Origin of the sequence: Flavobacterium sp. SM2513 (assembly GCF_050908145.1) — a bacterium.
Lineage (GTDB): Bacteria > Bacteroidota > Bacteroidia > Flavobacteriales > Flavobacteriaceae > Flavobacterium.
On record NZ_CP194228.1, the window covers coordinates 874,546 to 891,797 of the forward strand.

The following is a 17,252-nucleotide window of genomic DNA, read 5'->3' on the forward strand; positions in this document are numbered from 1 at the left end:
TTAGGTTGTTTGATATAGTTTCCCAATGATAAGGGATTCCAAATTTAACAAAAATTAAGAAACGTCTGACGAAAAAATAATATTTAACAATAAAAAACTTTTTTTTAATAAAATGATTCCTTCTGAATTTCATTTAAAACAGCATAATTCATTACTTTTGTAAGACAATCAAAGCTATGTTAGAGACAGAAAAAATAAATTTTGAAAAAACAATAATCGTTGGAATAATCACTCAAAAGCAAGATGAGGATAAACTAAACGAGTATTTAGACGAATTAGAATTTCTAACTTTTACCGCAGGAGGTGAAGTTGTTAAAAGATTTTCGCAGAAAATGGAACGTCCAAACCCTAAGACTTTTTTAGGAACAGGAAAAATAGAAGAAATTCACCTATATATTAAGGAACATGAAATTTCGACTATTATTTTTGACGATGAGCTAACGCCTTCACAGCAAAAAAATATTTCGAAAATTTTAGATTGTAAAGTTTTAGACCGAACCCACTTAATTTTGGACATTTTTGCACAAAGAGCAGAAACTTCTTATGCAAGAACCCAAGTTGAATTGGCACAGTGTCAATATTTACTACCTAGACTTTCTGGAATGTGGACGCACCTCGAACGTCAAAAAGGAGGAATTGGAATGAGAGGTCCTGGGGAAACAGAAATCGAAACGGATAGACGTATTGTTCGTGACCGAATTGCTCTTTTGAAAGATAAAATCAAAACAATTGACCGACAACAATCGGTTCAACGGGGAAATCGTGGAGCAATGGTTCGTGTGGCTTTAGTGGGTTATACCAATGTTGGAAAGTCGACCTTGATGAACGTGATTAGTAAAAGTGATGTTTTCGTTGAAAATAAATTGTTTGCAACTCTAGATACAACTGTTCGAAAAGTAGTGATTAAAAATTTACCTTTTCTGTTATCAGACACCGTAGGTTTTATTCGGAAATTGCCAACTCAATTAGTAGAGTCTTTTAAAAGCACCTTAGACGAAGTTCGCGAAGCTGATTTATTGTTGCATGTTGTTGATATTTCACATCCAGATTTTGAAGAACATATTGCTTCGGTAAATCAAATTTTGAAAGACATTAAAAGTGACGATAAAGAAACCATCATGGTTTTCAATAAAATTGATGCTTACAAGCATTTGACGATTGACGAAGATGATTTGATTACTGAAAAAACGACCAAACATTATACGCTTGACGAATGGAAACAAACGTGGATGCATAAAGAAGGTGAAGATAAAACATTGTTTATTTCGGCTGTGAATAAAGAAAACTTTGAAGCATTTCGAGAACTTGTATACGAAAAGGTTCGCACCATTCACGTTACTCGTTTTCCTTACAACAAATTTTTATATCCCGATTATAAAGACGCTGTTGAAAAAGAGCAAGATGAAGACGAAGAAGAATAAAAAAAAGCTTTTAGAAATATCTAAAAGCTTTTTTTTTGCACTAATTTTAAAAATTAAAATCCATAATTTACACCAACACCAAAAACTTGTCTGGTCTGTAATCCTCGAAAGGCATTGTCGTCATAAATAGCTTGAAAAGATAAATTAGTAGATAAATAGCGATTGATTTTCATTACAATGTTTAAAGAATAATCAATGTCCACATTCTTAGTTTCTTCTAAATAATTTGAATACATATTCAAGATATTTTCCGCAGAAACATTGGCCATAATATTCAATTTGTAATAAACTGAACCATAAAAACCAAGTTCATAACGCGCCGTTTTATTAACATCAACGCCAAAATAACTTCCATCAACATATCCTGGTAATGAAGTATAATAATCATCCACAAAAGTCAATTTTGAAGTTGCAGGTGCAAGATTTATCTTTAAGTTTTCATCTTTTTTATACAACATACCTGGACCAAAAGTTAAATAACCAGGTGATAGAAAATCGGTGCTTTCAGTTCTAATTTCAGCACCATTAGAATCTTTACCATATATATAACCGGTAGTTATTTGCGTTCTAAAATTTAAAAAGGCTGAGTACGACCAATTTCCAGTTGCTTTTTTGCCTAAAATGGAATTCAACTCAAATCGGTCGTCTGTCTTTTTTTCAAAAGAAGCTGTTTTCGTTTTCACTAAACCGTAAGAAACCATTAATTTATTGTCCCACGTCCAATCGTCTTTGGCATATTCTAAACCGTAATTCAAACCGAAATTTCCAGACAAGTTATTTTCTCCTCCCGCTGTCCAATTACTGAAATTAGATTGATTGAATAAAAGAGAAACATTTCCTTTTGATTTCCAATGACTTACGGTATCCTTGGGTGCTTCCTGAGCTTGTGCAGCAGACAGAAACCCAAAAAAGGCAAGCGAACAAATAATCTTTTTCATTGTTTATTTTTTAAAATTCTAATGACAAGATAGAAAAACTATCGTTAAGCTAAATATTTTACTTGTTAATTTTTCTTTGCTTTATACAACGGTACAGCCGAACAAGCTTCGCCGTACATGATACTTCTTGCATAAGGTTGCAAATATTTTGCAGCAAAAAGATAAGCACTCATTGGAACAGGTTTTCTTGAACAACCCTTAATAATTAATGGTTTTCCTTCATAAATACTGTAATCCACACCTGCTAAAACGTCTTGATATAACGAAGTTTCTAAATCTTCTAAATTTCCACTAACAATTTTTTTAGCAAAAGGTGCTAAATGCATCGTGACTAATATAGCAGCCCAAGCCGGAACAATTGCATCTGTTTTACAAGAAACAGCGACAAAGTGGTCTTGATATTGACTCCAATCATGTTCCAACAACGAAGCACGAAAATCTTTTTCCCGCAAAAGAAATCCTTCCAATAACCACTGCGATAAATCTATTTCGGTACGAATTCCCTTTTGATAATAATCTTCTAAATCGAAGACTTCTAAAGTAGAATTTGCAACTTTGTTTATTATTTCGTCCATTTTATAGTGTCAAATTGTTGTTTAAAAAAGCTGTCAGTTATAACTTTGAAAACTCCAAACCGATAACTGACAACTGATAACTTTTTTAAAGCATTCCAAGTTCTAATTTCGCTTCTTCACTCATTAAATCTTTAGTCCAAGGTGGGTCAAAAGTAATTTCTACTTCAGCATCTTTTACATGTTCGATACTTTTTACTTTTTCTTCCACTTCGCGAGGTAAACTTTCAGCAACCGGGCAGTTTGGAGAAGTCAACGTCATCAAGATTTTAACTTCGAAATCTGTGTTCACCATTACGTCGTAAATCAATCCCAATTCGTAAATGTCAACTGGTATTTCTGGGTCATAAATTGTCTTTAATTTCTTTACAATCGACTCACCCAATGCATTTGTATCTATTTCTTGTTCCATTTTTTCTATTTATTTATTTTTTGCTTCGTAACCTAAAGCGTATAATTTTATTTGCTTTATCATCGATACCAATCCGTTTGCACGAGTGGGTGATAATTGTTCTTTTAAACCAATTTGGTCTACAAAATCTGTATTCGCATCCAAAATATCTTTGGCTTTTTGATTAGAAAAAGCGCGAATTAAAACTGCAATAATTCCCTTCGTAATAATCGCATCGCTATCTGCAGTAAAAATTAAATTCCCGTCTTTTTCATCGGCATGCAACCACACTTTTGATTGACAACCTTTAATGATATTGTCTTCTGTTTTAAACTGCTCTTCAATCAATGGCAAACTTTTCCCTAAATCAATCACATATTGAAACCGCTCGTCCCAGTCGTCAAACATTGAAAACTCATCAATTATTTCTTCTTGTATCGCTTGTATTGTCATCTTTTAATTTTCTGTAAATGATACTATTTTATTAATAAATTCGGCGATTTCAACCGGTGGATTTCCATGGTCAAAACCTTGTGTATTATAGGTTTTTCCTTGATAATTTACCGTTAAATTCCCTATTGCAGCACCGTCATAAAATCGTTTTTCTGTTGGTGCTTTATAATCATTAAGTTCTTTTAATGTCACTTTCTGATATAATCTCGAAATTTCTTTAAAATCTGCATTGCTCAAAATATAGTCCTTTCCTAAAGATTCACGCTGCCGAATAATCGTCATTTTATTACCTTGAATTTCCACATTCAAAAAATAACCTCGTGAAAGTGCTTGATAAGTAATGGTTGATTCCTTCACTTCCTGTGTCATTTTTGGACCACAACTATTTAACAAAACCAAGGATAAAATAAAGGTGATAATTTTTTTCATAAAATTTAGGTTAACATTATTTGCGCTTTTTTAATCGCATCAACCATTAAATCAATTTCTTCGGTTGTGTTATAAAATGAAAAAGAAGCTCGAATCGTTCCCGGAATTTCAAAGAAATTCATAATGGGTTGAGCACAATGATGTCCTGTTCTTACCGCAATTCCTTTTTTGTCAATAATTGTTCCAATATCATACGGATGAATTCCATCAATATTGAACGAAATCACAGAAGTTTTCTCTGCAGAAGTTCCGTAAATTTTTAAACCTTTTATTTCTAAAAGTTTTTCCGTTCCATAATTCAACAACATTTTTTCTTGCTTTTGAATGTTTTCAAAACCCACTTCATTCAAATAATCAATAGCAACGCCAAGAACAATTCCTCCAGAAATATTAGGCGTTCCTGCTTCAAATTTATGAGGCAATTCGGCATAAGTTGTTTTCTCGAAAGTAACTTCCTTAATCATTTCTCCACCTCCTTGATAGGGTGGTAATTTATTGAGCCAACTTTCTTTTCCATACAAAATTCCCGTTCCTGTTGGAGCACAAATTTTATGTCCTGAAAAAACATAAAAATCACAATCTAAATCTTGAACATCCGGAATTAAATGCGGAACGGCTTGAGCACCATCAATCAAAACGGCTGCACCTGCTTTTCTCGCTTTAGCAATCATTTCCTTAATCGGGTTGATGGTTCCCAAAGCATTGGAAATATGATTCACCGTTACAATTTTCGTTTTATCAGAAAGCAATTTATCGTAGTCGCTTTGAATCAATTCCCCTTGATTATTCATTGGAATTACTTTCAAAATCGCTCCGGTTTTTTCACACAACATTTGCCAAGGCACAATATTTGAATGGTGTTCTAAAGCAGAGACCAAAACCTCATCGCCTGTTTTTAAAATGGAAGTAAAGCCATTAGCAACTAAATTAATTCCGTGAGTTGTTCCTGCGGTAAATAACACTTCGTTAGAAAATTCAGCATTAATGTGCTTTTGAATTTTCAAACGAGATTCTTCGTAAGCGTCGGTTGCTAATTGGCTCAACGTATGAACGCCGCGATGAATATTTGCATTAATTTCAGAATAATATTTAGAAATCGCATCAATTACAACTTGCGGTTTTTGCGAAGTGGCACCGTTATCAAAATAAACCAAAGGTTTACTATTTACTTTTTGCGAAAGAATGGGGAAATCGGCACGAATTTTTTGAATATCAAACATAATTATTTAGATAAAATCTAAATACAAAAGTACTAAAATTTCAACTCAACGAAGCGTAAAACGTTGTTAATAATTCTATACAAACAGTAGGGAAATTTCAGAATATTTGATAATTTGCAGCGTTACTTTTTTAAAATCTCCTATCCCATGAAAAAAACATTCAAGATTGCAGGAATTCTACTTCTAATCGCAATTCTCTATATCGTTTTTACCAATTATCCGAAGTTAGAATTAATCTCTGGCTTTTCAGCCAAAAACGTAGCTTCCGGACATTTTATAGATAACCGTTCACTTGATTTAATCGAAAAAAGTGACAATGACATTAAGCTCATTCGCCTCGCAAATAATACAATTGATAAAAGTGGAAATTTCGCTACCTCATCTGTTTTTGGCTTGCAAAAAAGAAAGGCAGTTTATCGTGAAGGATTGGGTTCCCTACTAATCGACGAAGATTTTGATGTTACAAAACCTTATTTGATTCCGAAACGAATTCAACCTAAAATCGATTTACCATATCCATTTGGCACAAATGAACCAAAAGATTCGGCTTTTTCAGAGGTGAATTATTCAAAATTAAATAAGGCTGTTGCAAATGCTTTTGATAAAAATAAGGCTGTTGAAAGAAGGACGCGTTCGGTTGTAATCTTATACAAAGACCACATAATTGCAGAAAAATATGAGGATGGTTTCGATAAAAATTCGAGGATTTTAGGATGGTCGATGACAAAAAGCATTACAGCAACTTATTTTGGAATTTTGCAATACCAAAATAAAATAAACCTCAACAATCCCGCACCAATTTCAGAATGGGCAAATGATGAACGTTCAAAAATCACTTTAAATAATCTCATTCAAATGAATTCGGGTTTGGAGTGGGAAGAAAAATACGACAAGATTTGCGACGCCACAAAAATGCTTTTCAAGTCAAAAGATATGGGACAAGTACAACTTGAAAAACCACTTATTGGGAAACCAAATTCAAGTTGGAATTACTCGTCAGGAACTTCAAATTTACTTTCGAAAATTCTGCGAAAGCAGTTTAAAACACAACAAGAGTATTTAGACTTTTGGTATTCATCTTTGATTGATAAAATTGGAATGTACTCGATGATTGTAGAAACCGATATGACTGGAACTTATGTTGGTTCATCCTATGCTTGGGCAACCACACGCGATTGGGCAAAGTTTGGATTATTGTATCTACACAACGGCAATTGGAATGGCGAACAATTATTTGATGCGTCTTGGTCAAAATATGTTTCCACTCCTACTGCAACCTCTGACGGGAAATATGGAGGTCATTTGTGGTTAAACTCCGGTGGAAAATATCCCGATGCACCACGAGATTTGTATTATGCCAGCGGTTTTCAAGGTCAAAAAGTAATTATTATTCCTTCAAAAGATTTAATTATAGTACGAATGGGTTTGACGGATGATGAAAGCTTTGATTTTAATGAGTTTCTGAAAGAGGTTTTAGAGAGTTTTGGGAAGTAATATGACATAATTTTAAACAAAAAAGAGCTTTTGAATAATTCAAAAGCTCTTTTTTTAAATTTTAAAATATGATTTTTCTACAAATCAAAACCCATATTAACGCCTAATTTCATTGCAATAATCTTTGTAATTCTAGCTTTTAATTCCGGAATTTTGATACTTTGAATCACATCGTTAGAAAACGCGTACATCAATAATGCTTTCGCTTCTTTCTTCGGAATTCCACGAGATTGCATGTAAAACATTGCTGTTTCGTCCAATTGACCAATTGTACAACCGTGTGAACATTTTACATCATCCGCAAAAATTTCCAACTGTGGTTTTGCATTAATCGTTGCCTTGTCGCTCAATAAAATATTATTATTTTGTTGAAAAGCATCTGTTTTTTGTGCTTCTTTTTCTACGAAAATCTTCCCGTTGAAAACACCTGTTGAACGGTCGCCCAAAATTGTTTTATAATTCTGGTGGCTCTCGCAATTTGGCGTCGCGTGTTGCACTAAAGTATGATGGTCCACGTGTTGTTTACCTTCGATGATTGTAATTCCTTTCAGCGTACTTTCAATGTGTTCGCCTTGGTGGTAGAAGTTCAAGTTGTTTCTAGTGATATTTCCACCAAAAGAAAACGTATGAACTGAAACATTACTTTGTTGTTTTTGAGCAATATACGTGTTATCAACTAACGACGCCTCTATATTGTCATTTTGAATTTTGTAATAATCTACAATAGCTCTTTTCGCAGCAAAAATTTCCGTTACAGAATTGGTCAAAACCGGATTTGAATTCAACGATTGGTGACGCTCAATGATTTGCACATGTGAGTTTTCGCCTACAATAATTAAGTTTCTGGGTTGATTCAATAAAGCTGCTTCAGTTCCTGTAGAAAAATTGATGATTTCAATTGGTTTATCAGCCACTTTTCCTTTTGGAATATTGATGTAAGCTCCTTCCATTGCAAACGCCGTGTTTAACGAAGTAAGACTTTCATCTTTATTGGCTATTTTATTGAAGTAATTGTCAATAATCATTTTGTATTTTGGCTTTGTCAATGCAGAAGCCATCAAACAAACGTCAATTCCTTCGTGTGTTGTAGAAGACAAAAATGAGCTAAAAACACCGTCTACAAAAACAACTTTGTAGGTGTCAATTTCGTGTAAATAATATTTTTTTACATCTGAATATTGAATGGTATTTTCGTTTTTAGGGAATACACTAAAGTCGTTTTTCAAAACTGAATTTAATGAAGTGTATTTCCAAGCTTCCTCTTTTTTGGTCGGAAATCCATTGGTTTCAAAATTCTTAATGGCGTCGATTCGAATATCATGTAAGGAAGTATTAACGTCCACACGTTCTTCAAATGCCATGAATGATGATATGAGTTTTTCTTTTAATTCCATAATTTTGTTGTCGGTTGTCGGTTGTCACTTGTCGGTTCTATACTGAAAACCGACAACTGAGAACCGAAAACATTTTAAACTAGTTTTCCGCTTTAATCCAATCGTAACCACGTTCTTCAAGTTCGTGTGCTAACTCTTTTCCACCCGATTTCACGATTTTCCCATCGTGTAAAACATGTACAAAATCAGGAACGATATAGTCTAAAAGTCTTTGATAATGTGTAATTACTAAAACAGCATTGTTTTCGTTTTTCAACTTATTCACACCATTTGCTACAATTCGTAAGGCATCAATATCTAAACCTGAGTCGGTTTCGTCCAAAATGGCTATTTTAGGTTCTAACATTGCCATTTGGAAAATCTCATTTCTCTTCTTTTCACCACCAGAAAAACCTTCGTTTAATGATCGAGATAAGAATTTACGGTCAATTTCCAGTAGCTCTGATTTCTCACGAATTAATTTCAACATTTCGTTTGCCGGCATATCTTCTTTACCATTTGCTTTACGATTTTCATTGATTGCGGTTCTGATGAAATTCGTTACTGAAACTCCTGGTATTTCTACCGGATATTGAAAGGAAAGAAAAACACCTTTGTGAGCTCTTTCTTCCGGAGCTAATTCTGCTAAATCTTCGCCGTCTAAATATACAGCACCTTCAGTAACTGTATAGGTTTCATTTCCTGCAATTACAGCCGAAAGTGTACTTTTCCCCGAACCGTTTGGTCCCATGATAGCATGTACTTCACCAGCTTTGATTTCAAGATTGATTCCTTTTAATATCTCTTTGTCTTCAATTGAAGCGTGTAAATTTTCTATTTTTAACATATTATTCGTAATGTCCTTTAAGTGACAATATATTTAAGATTTCTATATTATTTTCGTCTGTTATTCTGTAAATCAATCGATGTTCTTTATCAATTCTTCTCGACCACCTATTTGCTAAATCATATTTTAATTGTTCTGGCTTTCCTATACCAGAATAAGGATGTAATTGAATATCGCCTATCAATAAAACAATTTTTTTCAAAATTCCTTTGTTTCCTGACTTTGCCCAAAAATCTAATTCCTTTTTGGCTCTGGGAGTTAATACTACTTGCATAAATCGTGTAGCTCATCCATTGTCATGGTAATTCCTTTACCTTCTTTAATTTCCTTTTCACCATCTAAAATTTTTTTTACAAACTCTGGATTATAAGGTTTATCTTCTTTTTTGGTAATTTCAAAACCTAACGATTTGGCCAATGATTCAAATATGGGCAAATCTTTTTTCTTTACGTTTTTTAAAGTAATTTCCATAATTTCAGATTTTTAAATTCTAAATTATCCCACCGAACCTTCCAACGAAATTTCCAATAATTTTTGAGCTTCAACAGCAAATTCCATTGGTAATTGTTTCAATACTTCTTTTCCAAAACCGTTAACAATTAATGCAATTGCTTTTTCAGTTGGAATACCTCTTTGGTTGCAATAAAACACTTGGTCTTCGCCAATTTTACTCGTGGTTGCTTCGTGTTCAATTTTCGCCGAAGTATTTTTGCTTTCAATGTATGGAAACGTGTGTGCTCCACAATCATTTCCCATCAAAAGTGAATCACATTGAGAGAAATTTCGTGCATTATCAGCATTTGGACTGATTCGGACTAAACCTCTGTAACTGTTCTGAGATTTTCCAGCCGAAATTCCTTTGGAAATAATCGTTGATTTTGTGTTTTTCCCCAAGTGAATCATCTTGGTTCCTGTATCCGCTTGTTGGTAATTATTAGTTACGGCAATGGAGTAAAATTCGCCAACTGAATTATCACCTTTCAAAATACATGATGGATATTTCCAAGTTACTGCAGAACCTGTTTCTACTTGAGTCCAAGAAATCTTAGCGTTTTTCTCGCACAAACCTCTTTTGGTTACAAAGTTGAAAACACCACCTTTACCTTCTTTATTTCCAGGATACCAGTTTTGAACCGTTGAGTATTTAATTTCAGCATCGTCTAATGCGATTAACTCCACAACTGCGGCATGTAATTGATTTTCATCACGACTTGGAGCGGTACAACCTTCTAGGTAGGAGACGTAACTTCCTTCGTCTGCAATTAATAACGTACGTTCAAACTGACCTGTTCCTCCTTGATTGATTCGGAAATAGGTTGACAATTCCATCGGACAGCGAACGCCTTTTGGAATGTAACAGAAACTTCCGTCAGAGAAAACCGCCGAATTTAAAGCAGCATAAAAATTATCTTTTTGCGGTACAATTGTTCCTAAATATTTCTTTACTAATTCAGGATGTTCCTTTATTGCTTCCGAAATTGCACAGAAAATAATGCCTTTTTCTGCCAAAGTTTTCTTGAATGTTGTAGCCACAGAAACCGAATCGACCACAATATCCATTGCTACATTATTCATTTTCTTTTGTTCATCTACAGAAATTCCTAGCTTTTTGTACATCGCCAAAAGTTCTGGATCAACGTCGTCCAAGGTTTTATTTGGGTCCACCGCTTTGGGTGCTGAATAATAAGAAATAGCCTGAAAATCGGGTTTTGTGTAATGCACATTTGCCCATTCAGGTTCAATCATTTGTTCCCAAGCTCTAAAAGCGTCAATACGCCAGTCGGTCATCCATTCCGGTTCGTCTTTAATTTTGGAAATTGCGCGAACTACGTCTTCATTTAAACCTATCGGAAATGTATCCGATTCAAGTTCAGTATAAAATCCGTACTCATATTCTTTAGTTTCCAATTCGACTTTTAAGTCGTCCTCAGTATATTTTGCCATTTTATTTTTTTTGTAAATTCCATCAGAAATTAAATATGGAATTTTGAAATTTTAAAGGGAGAAACTCTCTCCACAACCACAAGTTCTCGAAGCGTTAGGATTATTAAAAACAAATCCCTTTCCATTCAATCCGCCTGAATATTCTAAAATTGTTCCTGCTAAATACAAGAATGATTTTTTCTCTACAGCGATTTTTACATTATTATCTTCAAAAACTTTGTCGTTTTCGCCTAATTCTTTGTCAAATTTTAACTCGTAAGACAAGCCAGAACAGCCACCACTTTTTACGCCAACTCGCACGTAATCAGCAGATGCATCATAACCGCCTTCCTGCATCATCGAAACGATTCTCTTACTTGCGTCATCAGATACTTTAATCATGTTATATTGATTTTGTCTAAATTAAGTGCAAAGATACGTCATTTATAGTTTTAAGACCAAAGAGTAACATTTTTATAACGTATGATTTTATAAGTTTTAGCTATAGTTCCGCTTCTCTACTTTTCGTTCAAGAGGATAATTTTCAATGTTAAAAACAGCAATTTGAACATTCCATTTTTTGCTCCAAAAGGAAACACTTATCTTTACGGGAATTTAAAACTGCATTTCAAATGAAAATATATCCCATAGAAGCTGGAAATTTCAAACTCGATGGTGGAGCCATGTTTGGAGTAGTTCCAAAAACCATTTGGCACAAAACCAATCCCGCTGACGAAAACAACCTGATTGATATTGCTACACGTTGTATGCTTATTGAAGATGGAAATCGACTGATTTTAATTGACAACGGAATGGGAAATAAACAATCCGAAAAGTTTTTTGGTTATTATTCACTTTGGGGAAGCCATTCAATTGATACATCATTGGCAAAATATGGTTTTCACCGTGATGACATTACCGATGTTTTTATGACGCATTTGCATTTTGACCATTGTGGCGGAAGTGTAATTTGGAACAAAGACAAAACCGGTTACGAAGTTGCCTTCAAAAACGCTAAATTTTGGAGCAATAAAGACCATTGGGATTGGGCAACAAATCCGAATCCTAGAGAGAAAGCATCATTTTTAAAAGAGAATATTTTGCCAATGCAGGAAAGCGGTCAATTACATTTTATTGAAAAAGGAACTAATGATTGGATGAAAAGTGCAGAAATGAATTTCGATGTCTTTTTCGCAGATGGACACACGGATAAAATGATGATTCCGAAAATTCAATATCAAGACAAAACGATTTGTTTTATGGCTGATTTATTACCAACTGCAGGACATTTGCCTTTGCCTTACGTTATGGGATACGATACGCGACCCCTCTTAACTTTGCCAGAAAAAGAAAAATTTCTAAGAGAAGCAGCTGAAAATAATTATTATTTATGGCTCGAACACGATGCTCATAACGAAATAATTACCGTTGAAAACACAGAAAAAGGTGTTCGGTTAAAAGAAGTTTTTTCTTTTAACGAATTATTTCAAGCTTAAATTTTCAAAATTGTTTAATCTAAAAATTTTGTTATTTTTGGGGAAATTCTGTAACAAAGTAGTTTCCTTTGGGACTCATAAAATGAAAATCAAATTTAAATTGTAAAATGAAAAAAATAAAATTAACTTATTTATCGTTGGCACTTGCATTAGCCTTAACGGGTTGTAGTACCACAAAGGTGGTAATGTATAATGTAGATACTCTTCCTGTAAAGAAGGAAAAAATTACGGACGACCAATTGCAGCGTTGGAGTCATTTGGATATTATTACAGACACAATTCCAGGAATGAGTGTTGATAAAGCGTATGCTGAATTGTTAAAAGATAAAAAAGGAACCAAAGTAATCGTAGGAATTATTGATTCAGGGGTTGATATTGAGCATCCTGATTTAGTTAATGCTATTTGGACGAACCCTAAAGAAATTGCTGGAAACGGAATTGATGATGATAATAATGGCTACATCGATGACATCCACGGTTGGAACTTTTTGGGAGATATTACTAAAGAAAATTTAGAATACGAACGAATCGTTAAAGACAAAACGTTGACTGATGAAGCTACCTACAAAAAAGCTAAAGCGCTTTACGACGAAAAAATGTCTGAAGCAACTCAAGGGCGTGGTCAATTGGAATCAATGACAATGGCCATAGATGAAGCTGATGAAGTTATCCAAAAAGAACTAAAAAAAGAGGTTTACACGGTTGAAGATTTAGAAGCAATTACTTCTACTGATGCTACAATTGTACAAAGTAAAGCCGTAATGAAGAAAATGCTTTCTTTTGGGTTGCCTGTTGTTGATTTAAAAGTCGAAATCAAAAAAGAATTAGAAGGGGCTCTTTTAGTATTAAATGGTGATAATTTAAAAACAAATTACCGTAAAGTTTTAGGAGATAATCCAAATGATTTGACGGATACTAAATACGGAAACAATAATGTAATTGGACCAGATAAAGATGAAGCACTTCACGGAACGCACGTTGCAGGAATTGTAGCTCAAGGTCGTTATAATAATATTGGTGGTGATGGAGTTGCATCAAACAACGTTGAAATTTTAACAGTTCGTGCCGTACCAGACGGTGACGAGTACGATAAAGACATTGCATTAGCAATTCGTTATGCAGTTGATAATGGTGCAAAAGTAATCAACGGAAGTTTTGGAAAATCTTTTTCTCCACAAAAACAATGGGTTTACGATGCAATTAAATATGCGGAAAAGAAAGATGTTTTAATCGTTCACGCAGCTGGAAATGATGCGAAAGACATCGACATTGAAGATAATTTTCCAAACGATTCTGACGATAAAAAAACAGAATTTGCTGATAACTTAATCACAATTGGTGCTTTAAATTTTGAATATGGCGAAAATGTTGTTGCTAATTTTTCAAATTTTGGTGCGTTAAATGTAGACGTTTTTGCTCCTGGAGTTCAAATTTATGCAACTACACCCGAAAATACATACAGATACTTAGCAGGGACTTCAATGGCATCGCCAAATGTTGCAGGTGTTGCAGCATTGATTCGTTCCTATTATCCAAAACTTTCTGCAAGTCAAGTAAAACATATCTTGATGAATTCAGGAACAAAACTCAACAGCATGGTTCAAGTGGGTGGAAGAAACGGTGAGAAAAAACAATTTTCTACTTTATCTAAATCCGGAAGAATCGTAAATGCCTATTCTGCTTTGCAAATGGCTGCAAAAATGTCGGGTCAATAATATTTTAAATTTTTGAAAACTAACGGAAGGTTTATGCCTTCCGTTTTTATTTATAGCCGTTATGAAAAGTACAATCACTTCATTATTTTTAATCATTTGTTCACTTGGGTTTGCCCAAAATAGTTCTTATTGGCAACAAAAAGCTGATTATAAAATGGACGTTAAAATGGATGTAAAATCCTTTACTTATAAGGGAAATCAAGAAATAATTTACTCAAATAATTCGCCTGATACTCTTAAAAAAGTATATTTTCACTTGTTCAACAACGCTTTCCAACCAGGAAGTGAAATGGATGCACGATTAAAAAGCATTTCAGACCCAGACAGACGAATGGTAAAAACATTCAAAACACCTGAAAAAACTACTTATGAAAGTAAGATTAGTGCTTTGAAACCGAATGAAATTGGGTATCTAAAAATAACAGATTTCAAACAAGACGGACAATCAACAACGACTAAAACTATTGGAACTATTTTAGAAGTTTCTTTACATAAACCAATTTTACCCAATCAAAAATCAACCTTTTTACTGAATTTTGACGGACAAGTTCCTGTTCAAATTCGTCGTTCTGGTAGAAATAGTGAAGAAGGAGTTGCTTTATCCATGGCACAATGGTATCCGAAAATGGCTGAATATGATTATGAAGGTTGGCATCCTGACCCTTACATTGGACGTGAATTTTATGGCGTTTGGGGAGATTTTGATGTGAAAATTACGCTAGATAAAAACTACACGATTGGTGGAACAGGGTACTTACAAAATCCAAATGAAATTGGTCACGGTTATGAAGATAAGGGTGTTGTTGTCAAACATCCGAAGAAGACAAAAACATTAACTTGGCATTTTCTGGCACCAAATGTGCACGATTTTACTTGGGCTGCAGATAATGAATATATTCATGACATTGCTCAAGTTCCAAATGGACCAACATTGCATTTTTTATACAAAAACAATCCCGAAATTCTAGAAAATTGGAAAAATTTGCAACCAAAAGCAGTCCAGCTAATGCAGTTTTACAATCAAAATATCGGAATGTATCCATACAAACAATATTCAATTATTCAAGGTGGTGATGGCGGAATGGAATATGCAATGTCAACATTAATCTTAGGAAACGGGACTTTTAAAGGCTTGCAAGGCGTTACGGCTCACGAAATGGCGCATTCTTGGTTTCAATTTGTTTTAGCAACTAATGAAAGTAAACATTACTGGATGGACGAAGGTTTTACTTCCTTCATTTCAGATATTGCTGAAAACGCGATTAATGAAGAAAAAGTCGATAATCCTTTGTCAGGTTCGTACGGAAGTTATTTCCACATGGTTGCTACAGGTCAAGAATTGCCGCAAAGCACACATGCAGATCGTCACGACATCAACAAAATTTACAGTATTTCGGCTTATAGCAAAGGAAGTATTTTTCTTAGCCAATTAGGTTATGTAATTGGAAATGATAATTTAATGAAAACGCTTCGTCGTTATTATAATGAATTTGCTTTCAAACATCCAACGCCAAATGATTTTATTCGAATTGCAGAAAAAGTTTCTGAAACTGAATTAGATTGGTACTTAAACGATTGGACAAGAACCACAAATACAATTGATTACGGAATTAAGGAAGTTACCGAAAAAGATAACAAAACTACAATTACATTAAATCGTATTGGTAGAATGCCAATGCCTATTGACTTGTACGTAGAATATACAGATGGAACTGCCGAAACGTTTTATATCCCTTTACGAATGATGTTTGGTGAAAAAGCAAATCCATTTCAGCAATTAAAACGAACCATTTTACCTGATTGGGCTTGGAGTTTTGAAACCTATCAATTTTCTATTGATAAAGCTAAAAAAGACATCAAGCAAATCATTATTGACCCAACGGAAATGATGGCTGATATTGATAAAGAGAATAATATTTTTATTGAGGAATAATTAATTTCTGTTAAATAAGTTTTTAAAAGCGAACCCTAAAAAGTTCGCTTTTTTTGTGGAATAGAATTTGTAGTTTTGCGACTAAAATTTCTACACTATGAAAGCTCTCAAAGTAATTTTACCTTTTTTGCTGTTTTTCTTTTCAATCCAAGACATTTCTGCACAAGTTTATCGCTTTAAAGCGGATAGTTTTAGCATTCTAGAAAAAACAAAAAACGGTAAATGGGGAAAATGGACCGACTTTAATGAATCTCCCGTAGTCATCACTTTAGATGGAAAAAAAGACCGTATTGTAGTCAATTCGCAAGAAATTCAAATTTACCGAATTTTAGCTTACGGCGAAAAAGTGATAGATAAAAACCAAGAAACAATCCCAATGAAATGTGCTGATAATGAAGGTGGTTTATGCACAATTTTGATTGTAACCAAGAAAAACGAAGGCAATCGGAAACAATTTTATATCAATTATGACGATGTGAAAATTGTTTACAACGTATATGTTGCAGATTAAATATTTCAAATTTTCAAAAATACAATGTTAGAAATTTTGAAAACTAAATTTCAAAAGACTTGATTACATCATAAGTTCCTATAACATTTGTAACTTTGTCACTAAAGCAAAAATCAATTAATGTCATTTTCCTATCCTAAAAAGCACAAACTCAAAAGCAAAACGAGTATCGACTTACTTTTTTCGAAAGGAAAATCGGTTTCTAAATATCCGTTGCGATTGGTATATGCCGTTGCCGACGAAAAACACATGGATGGCGAACTAGTGAAAATGGGGGTTTCTGTTTCCAAAAAATATTTTAAACGCGCCGTAGACCGAAATTATTTTAAACGAATTCTTCGAGAAACCTACCGTTTAAACCAACATTTACTTCGAGAAAATTTGGAGCAACCTTATAATTTGATGTTTTTCTACCAAACAAAAGACCGATTGACTTATCAAGAAATTGAGCAAAAAACCATTCAATTATTTGAAAAGTGGGTTTTAGAAATTAAAAATCAATCGACTAAAGAATAATTAATTAGAAGGTTTTGGTG

At 33.8% G+C, this 17,252-nt stretch carries 19 protein-coding genes; 7 read left to right on the forward strand and 12 right to left on the reverse strand.

Annotated features, from left to right (window positions below):
• Positions 1 to 176 precede the first annotated feature (176 nt).
• Positions 177 to 1,421 carry a GTPase HflX gene (hflX, locus tag ACQ5J2_RS03375; protein ID WP_432672308.1) on the forward strand — a complete coding sequence of 415 codons (1,245 nt, stop codon included), beginning with the start codon at positions 177 to 179 and terminating at the stop codon, positions 1,419 to 1,421.
• A 53-nt stretch (positions 1,422 to 1,474) separates the two neighbouring features.
• Here hflX and ACQ5J2_RS03380 read toward each other — a convergent pair whose 3' ends face one another.
• The 6 genes from ACQ5J2_RS03380 to ACQ5J2_RS03405 all read right to left on the reverse strand — a co-directional run bounded on the left by ACQ5J2_RS03380 (position 1,475) and on the right by ACQ5J2_RS03405 (position 5,424).
• A complete protein-coding gene (locus ACQ5J2_RS03380; RefSeq protein WP_432672309.1) occupies positions 1,475 to 2,359 on the reverse strand; it encodes a DUF3078 domain-containing protein in 885 nt (294 codons plus the stop codon).
• Positions 2,360 to 2,424: 65 nt separating this feature from the next.
• Positions 2,425 to 2,934 (reverse strand): DUF2480 family protein, encoded by a 510-nt coding sequence (locus tag ACQ5J2_RS03385; RefSeq protein ID WP_432672311.1) that lies wholly within the window; start codon positions 2,932 to 2,934, stop codon positions 2,425 to 2,427.
• 85 nt (positions 2,935 to 3,019) lie between these two features.
• Positions 3,020 to 3,343 carry an SUF system Fe-S cluster assembly protein gene (locus ACQ5J2_RS03390; RefSeq protein ID WP_026977320.1) on the reverse strand — a complete coding sequence of 108 codons (324 nt, stop codon included), beginning with the start codon at positions 3,341 to 3,343 and terminating at the stop codon, positions 3,020 to 3,022.
• Positions 3,344 to 3,352: 9 nt separating this feature from the next.
• Positions 3,353 to 3,775 carry a SufE family protein gene (locus ACQ5J2_RS03395; RefSeq protein ID WP_432672312.1) on the reverse strand — a complete coding sequence of 141 codons (423 nt, stop codon included), beginning with the start codon at positions 3,773 to 3,775 and terminating at the stop codon, positions 3,353 to 3,355.
• Between the two features lie 3 nt (positions 3,776 to 3,778).
• Complete coding sequence (locus tag ACQ5J2_RS03400) at positions 3,779 to 4,204, reverse strand: hypothetical protein (RefSeq protein ID WP_432672314.1); 426 nt, start codon at positions 4,202 to 4,204, stop codon at positions 3,779 to 3,781.
• Positions 4,205 to 4,209: 5 nt separating this feature from the next.
• Complete coding sequence (locus ACQ5J2_RS03405) at positions 4,210 to 5,424, reverse strand: aminotransferase class V-fold PLP-dependent enzyme (RefSeq protein ID WP_432672316.1); 1,215 nt, start codon at positions 5,422 to 5,424, stop codon at positions 4,210 to 4,212.
• A gap of 147 nt (positions 5,425 to 5,571) precedes the next feature.
• Between ACQ5J2_RS03405 and ACQ5J2_RS03410 the strand changes: the two genes are divergently transcribed.
• Positions 5,572 to 6,918, forward strand: coding sequence for a serine hydrolase domain-containing protein (locus ACQ5J2_RS03410; protein ID WP_432672318.1), 1,347 nt, complete (start codon positions 5,572 to 5,574; stop codon positions 6,916 to 6,918).
• A 77-nt stretch (positions 6,919 to 6,995) separates the two neighbouring features.
• On the opposite strand, the gene sufD is transcribed toward ACQ5J2_RS03410, so the two are convergent.
• From sufD to ACQ5J2_RS03440, 6 genes are all read right to left on the reverse strand, one after another.
• Positions 6,996 to 8,312, reverse strand: coding sequence for a Fe-S cluster assembly protein SufD (sufD, locus tag ACQ5J2_RS03415; protein ID WP_432672320.1), 1,317 nt, complete (start codon positions 8,310 to 8,312; stop codon positions 6,996 to 6,998).
• Positions 8,313 to 8,391: 79 nt separating this feature from the next.
• The gene (gene sufC, locus ACQ5J2_RS03420; protein ID WP_432672322.1) at positions 8,392 to 9,138 is read right to left on the reverse strand and encodes a Fe-S cluster assembly ATPase SufC; all 747 of its coding nucleotides are present in this window, start codon (positions 9,136 to 9,138) and stop codon (positions 8,392 to 8,394) included.
• 1 nt (position 9,139) lies between these two features.
• Positions 9,140 to 9,412: a Txe/YoeB family addiction module toxin gene (locus ACQ5J2_RS03425; protein WP_432672323.1), complete on the reverse strand. Its 273-nt coding sequence runs from the start codon at positions 9,410 to 9,412 to the stop codon at positions 9,140 to 9,142.
• Positions 9,403 to 9,609 (reverse strand): DUF2683 family protein, encoded by a 207-nt coding sequence (locus ACQ5J2_RS03430; RefSeq protein ID WP_432672325.1) that lies wholly within the window; start codon positions 9,607 to 9,609, stop codon positions 9,403 to 9,405. Before ACQ5J2_RS03430 ends, ACQ5J2_RS03425 begins: the two co-directional genes overlap by 10 nt.
• Before the next feature lie 24 nt (positions 9,610 to 9,633).
• Complete coding sequence (gene sufB, locus ACQ5J2_RS03435; RefSeq protein WP_432672327.1) at positions 9,634 to 11,082, reverse strand: Fe-S cluster assembly protein SufB; 1,449 nt, start codon at positions 11,080 to 11,082, stop codon at positions 9,634 to 9,636.
• Positions 11,083 to 11,133: 51 nt separating this feature from the next.
• Positions 11,134 to 11,463 carry a HesB/IscA family protein gene (locus tag ACQ5J2_RS03440; protein WP_432672328.1) on the reverse strand — a complete coding sequence of 110 codons (330 nt, stop codon included), beginning with the start codon at positions 11,461 to 11,463 and terminating at the stop codon, positions 11,134 to 11,136.
• A 230-nt stretch (positions 11,464 to 11,693) separates the two neighbouring features.
• Here ACQ5J2_RS03440 and ACQ5J2_RS03445 point away from each other — a divergent pair, with 230 nt between their 5' ends.
• From ACQ5J2_RS03445 to rnpA, 5 genes are all read left to right on the forward strand, one after another.
• A complete protein-coding gene (locus ACQ5J2_RS03445) occupies positions 11,694 to 12,557 on the forward strand; it encodes an MBL fold metallo-hydrolase (RefSeq protein WP_432672330.1) in 864 nt (287 codons plus the stop codon).
• Between the two features lie 107 nt (positions 12,558 to 12,664).
• On the forward strand, positions 12,665 to 14,272 hold the full coding sequence (locus tag ACQ5J2_RS03450) for a S8 family peptidase (RefSeq protein WP_432672332.1): 1,608 nt from the start codon (positions 12,665 to 12,667) through the stop codon (positions 14,270 to 14,272).
• 61 nt (positions 14,273 to 14,333) lie between these two features.
• A complete protein-coding gene (locus ACQ5J2_RS03455) occupies positions 14,334 to 16,205 on the forward strand; it encodes a M1 family metallopeptidase (protein WP_432672334.1) in 1,872 nt (623 codons plus the stop codon).
• Between the two features lie 97 nt (positions 16,206 to 16,302).
• A complete protein-coding gene (locus ACQ5J2_RS03460) occupies positions 16,303 to 16,716 on the forward strand; it encodes a hypothetical protein (protein ID WP_432672336.1) in 414 nt (137 codons plus the stop codon).
• Positions 16,717 to 16,836: 120 nt separating this feature from the next.
• Positions 16,837 to 17,232, forward strand: a complete 396-nt coding sequence (gene rnpA / locus ACQ5J2_RS03465; RefSeq protein WP_432672338.1) for a ribonuclease P protein component — start codon at positions 16,837 to 16,839, stop codon at positions 17,230 to 17,232.
• The last annotated feature ends 20 nt before the right edge of the window (positions 17,233 to 17,252 follow it).

Coding starts and splice junctions, on each gene's coding strand:
- hflX (WP_432672308.1), top strand. CDS start 177: ATGTTAGAGACAGAAAAAATAAATTTTGAAAAAACAATAATCGTTGGA.
- ACQ5J2_RS03380 (WP_432672309.1), bottom strand. CDS start 2,359: ATGAAAAAGATTATTTGTTCGCTTGCCTTTTTTGGGTTTCTGTCTGCT.
- ACQ5J2_RS03385 (WP_432672311.1), bottom strand. CDS start 2,934: ATGGACGAAATAATAAACAAAGTTGCAAATTCTACTTTAGAAGTCTTC.
- ACQ5J2_RS03390 (WP_026977320.1), bottom strand. CDS start 3,343: ATGGAACAAGAAATAGATACAAATGCATTGGGTGAGTCGATTGTAAAG.
- ACQ5J2_RS03395 (WP_432672312.1), bottom strand. CDS start 3,775: ATGACAATACAAGCGATACAAGAAGAAATAATTGATGAGTTTTCAATG.
- ACQ5J2_RS03400 (WP_432672314.1), bottom strand. CDS start 4,204: ATGAAAAAAATTATCACCTTTATTTTATCCTTGGTTTTGTTAAATAGT.
- ACQ5J2_RS03405 (WP_432672316.1), bottom strand. CDS start 5,424: ATGTTTGATATTCAAAAAATTCGTGCCGATTTCCCCATTCTTTCGCAA.
- ACQ5J2_RS03410 (WP_432672318.1), top strand. CDS start 5,572: ATGAAAAAAACATTCAAGATTGCAGGAATTCTACTTCTAATCGCAATT.
- sufD (WP_432672320.1), bottom strand. CDS start 8,312: ATGGAATTAAAAGAAAAACTCATATCATCATTCATGGCATTTGAAGAA.
- sufC (WP_432672322.1), bottom strand. CDS start 9,138: ATGTTAAAAATAGAAAATTTACACGCTTCAATTGAAGACAAAGAGATA.
- ACQ5J2_RS03425 (WP_432672323.1), bottom strand. CDS start 9,412: ATGCAAGTAGTATTAACTCCCAGAGCCAAAAAGGAATTAGATTTTTGG.
- ACQ5J2_RS03430 (WP_432672325.1), bottom strand. CDS start 9,609: ATGGAAATTACTTTAAAAAACGTAAAGAAAAAAGATTTGCCCATATTT.
- sufB (WP_432672327.1), bottom strand. CDS start 11,082: ATGGCAAAATATACTGAGGACGACTTAAAAGTCGAATTGGAAACTAAA.
- ACQ5J2_RS03440 (WP_432672328.1), bottom strand. CDS start 11,463: ATGATTAAAGTATCTGATGACGCAAGTAAGAGAATCGTTTCGATGATG.
- ACQ5J2_RS03445 (WP_432672330.1), top strand. CDS start 11,694: ATGAAAATATATCCCATAGAAGCTGGAAATTTCAAACTCGATGGTGGA.
- ACQ5J2_RS03450 (WP_432672332.1), top strand. CDS start 12,665: ATGAAAAAAATAAAATTAACTTATTTATCGTTGGCACTTGCATTAGCC.
- ACQ5J2_RS03455 (WP_432672334.1), top strand. CDS start 14,334: ATGAAAAGTACAATCACTTCATTATTTTTAATCATTTGTTCACTTGGG.
- ACQ5J2_RS03460 (WP_432672336.1), top strand. CDS start 16,303: ATGAAAGCTCTCAAAGTAATTTTACCTTTTTTGCTGTTTTTCTTTTCA.
- rnpA (WP_432672338.1), top strand. CDS start 16,837: ATGTCATTTTCCTATCCTAAAAAGCACAAACTCAAAAGCAAAACGAGT.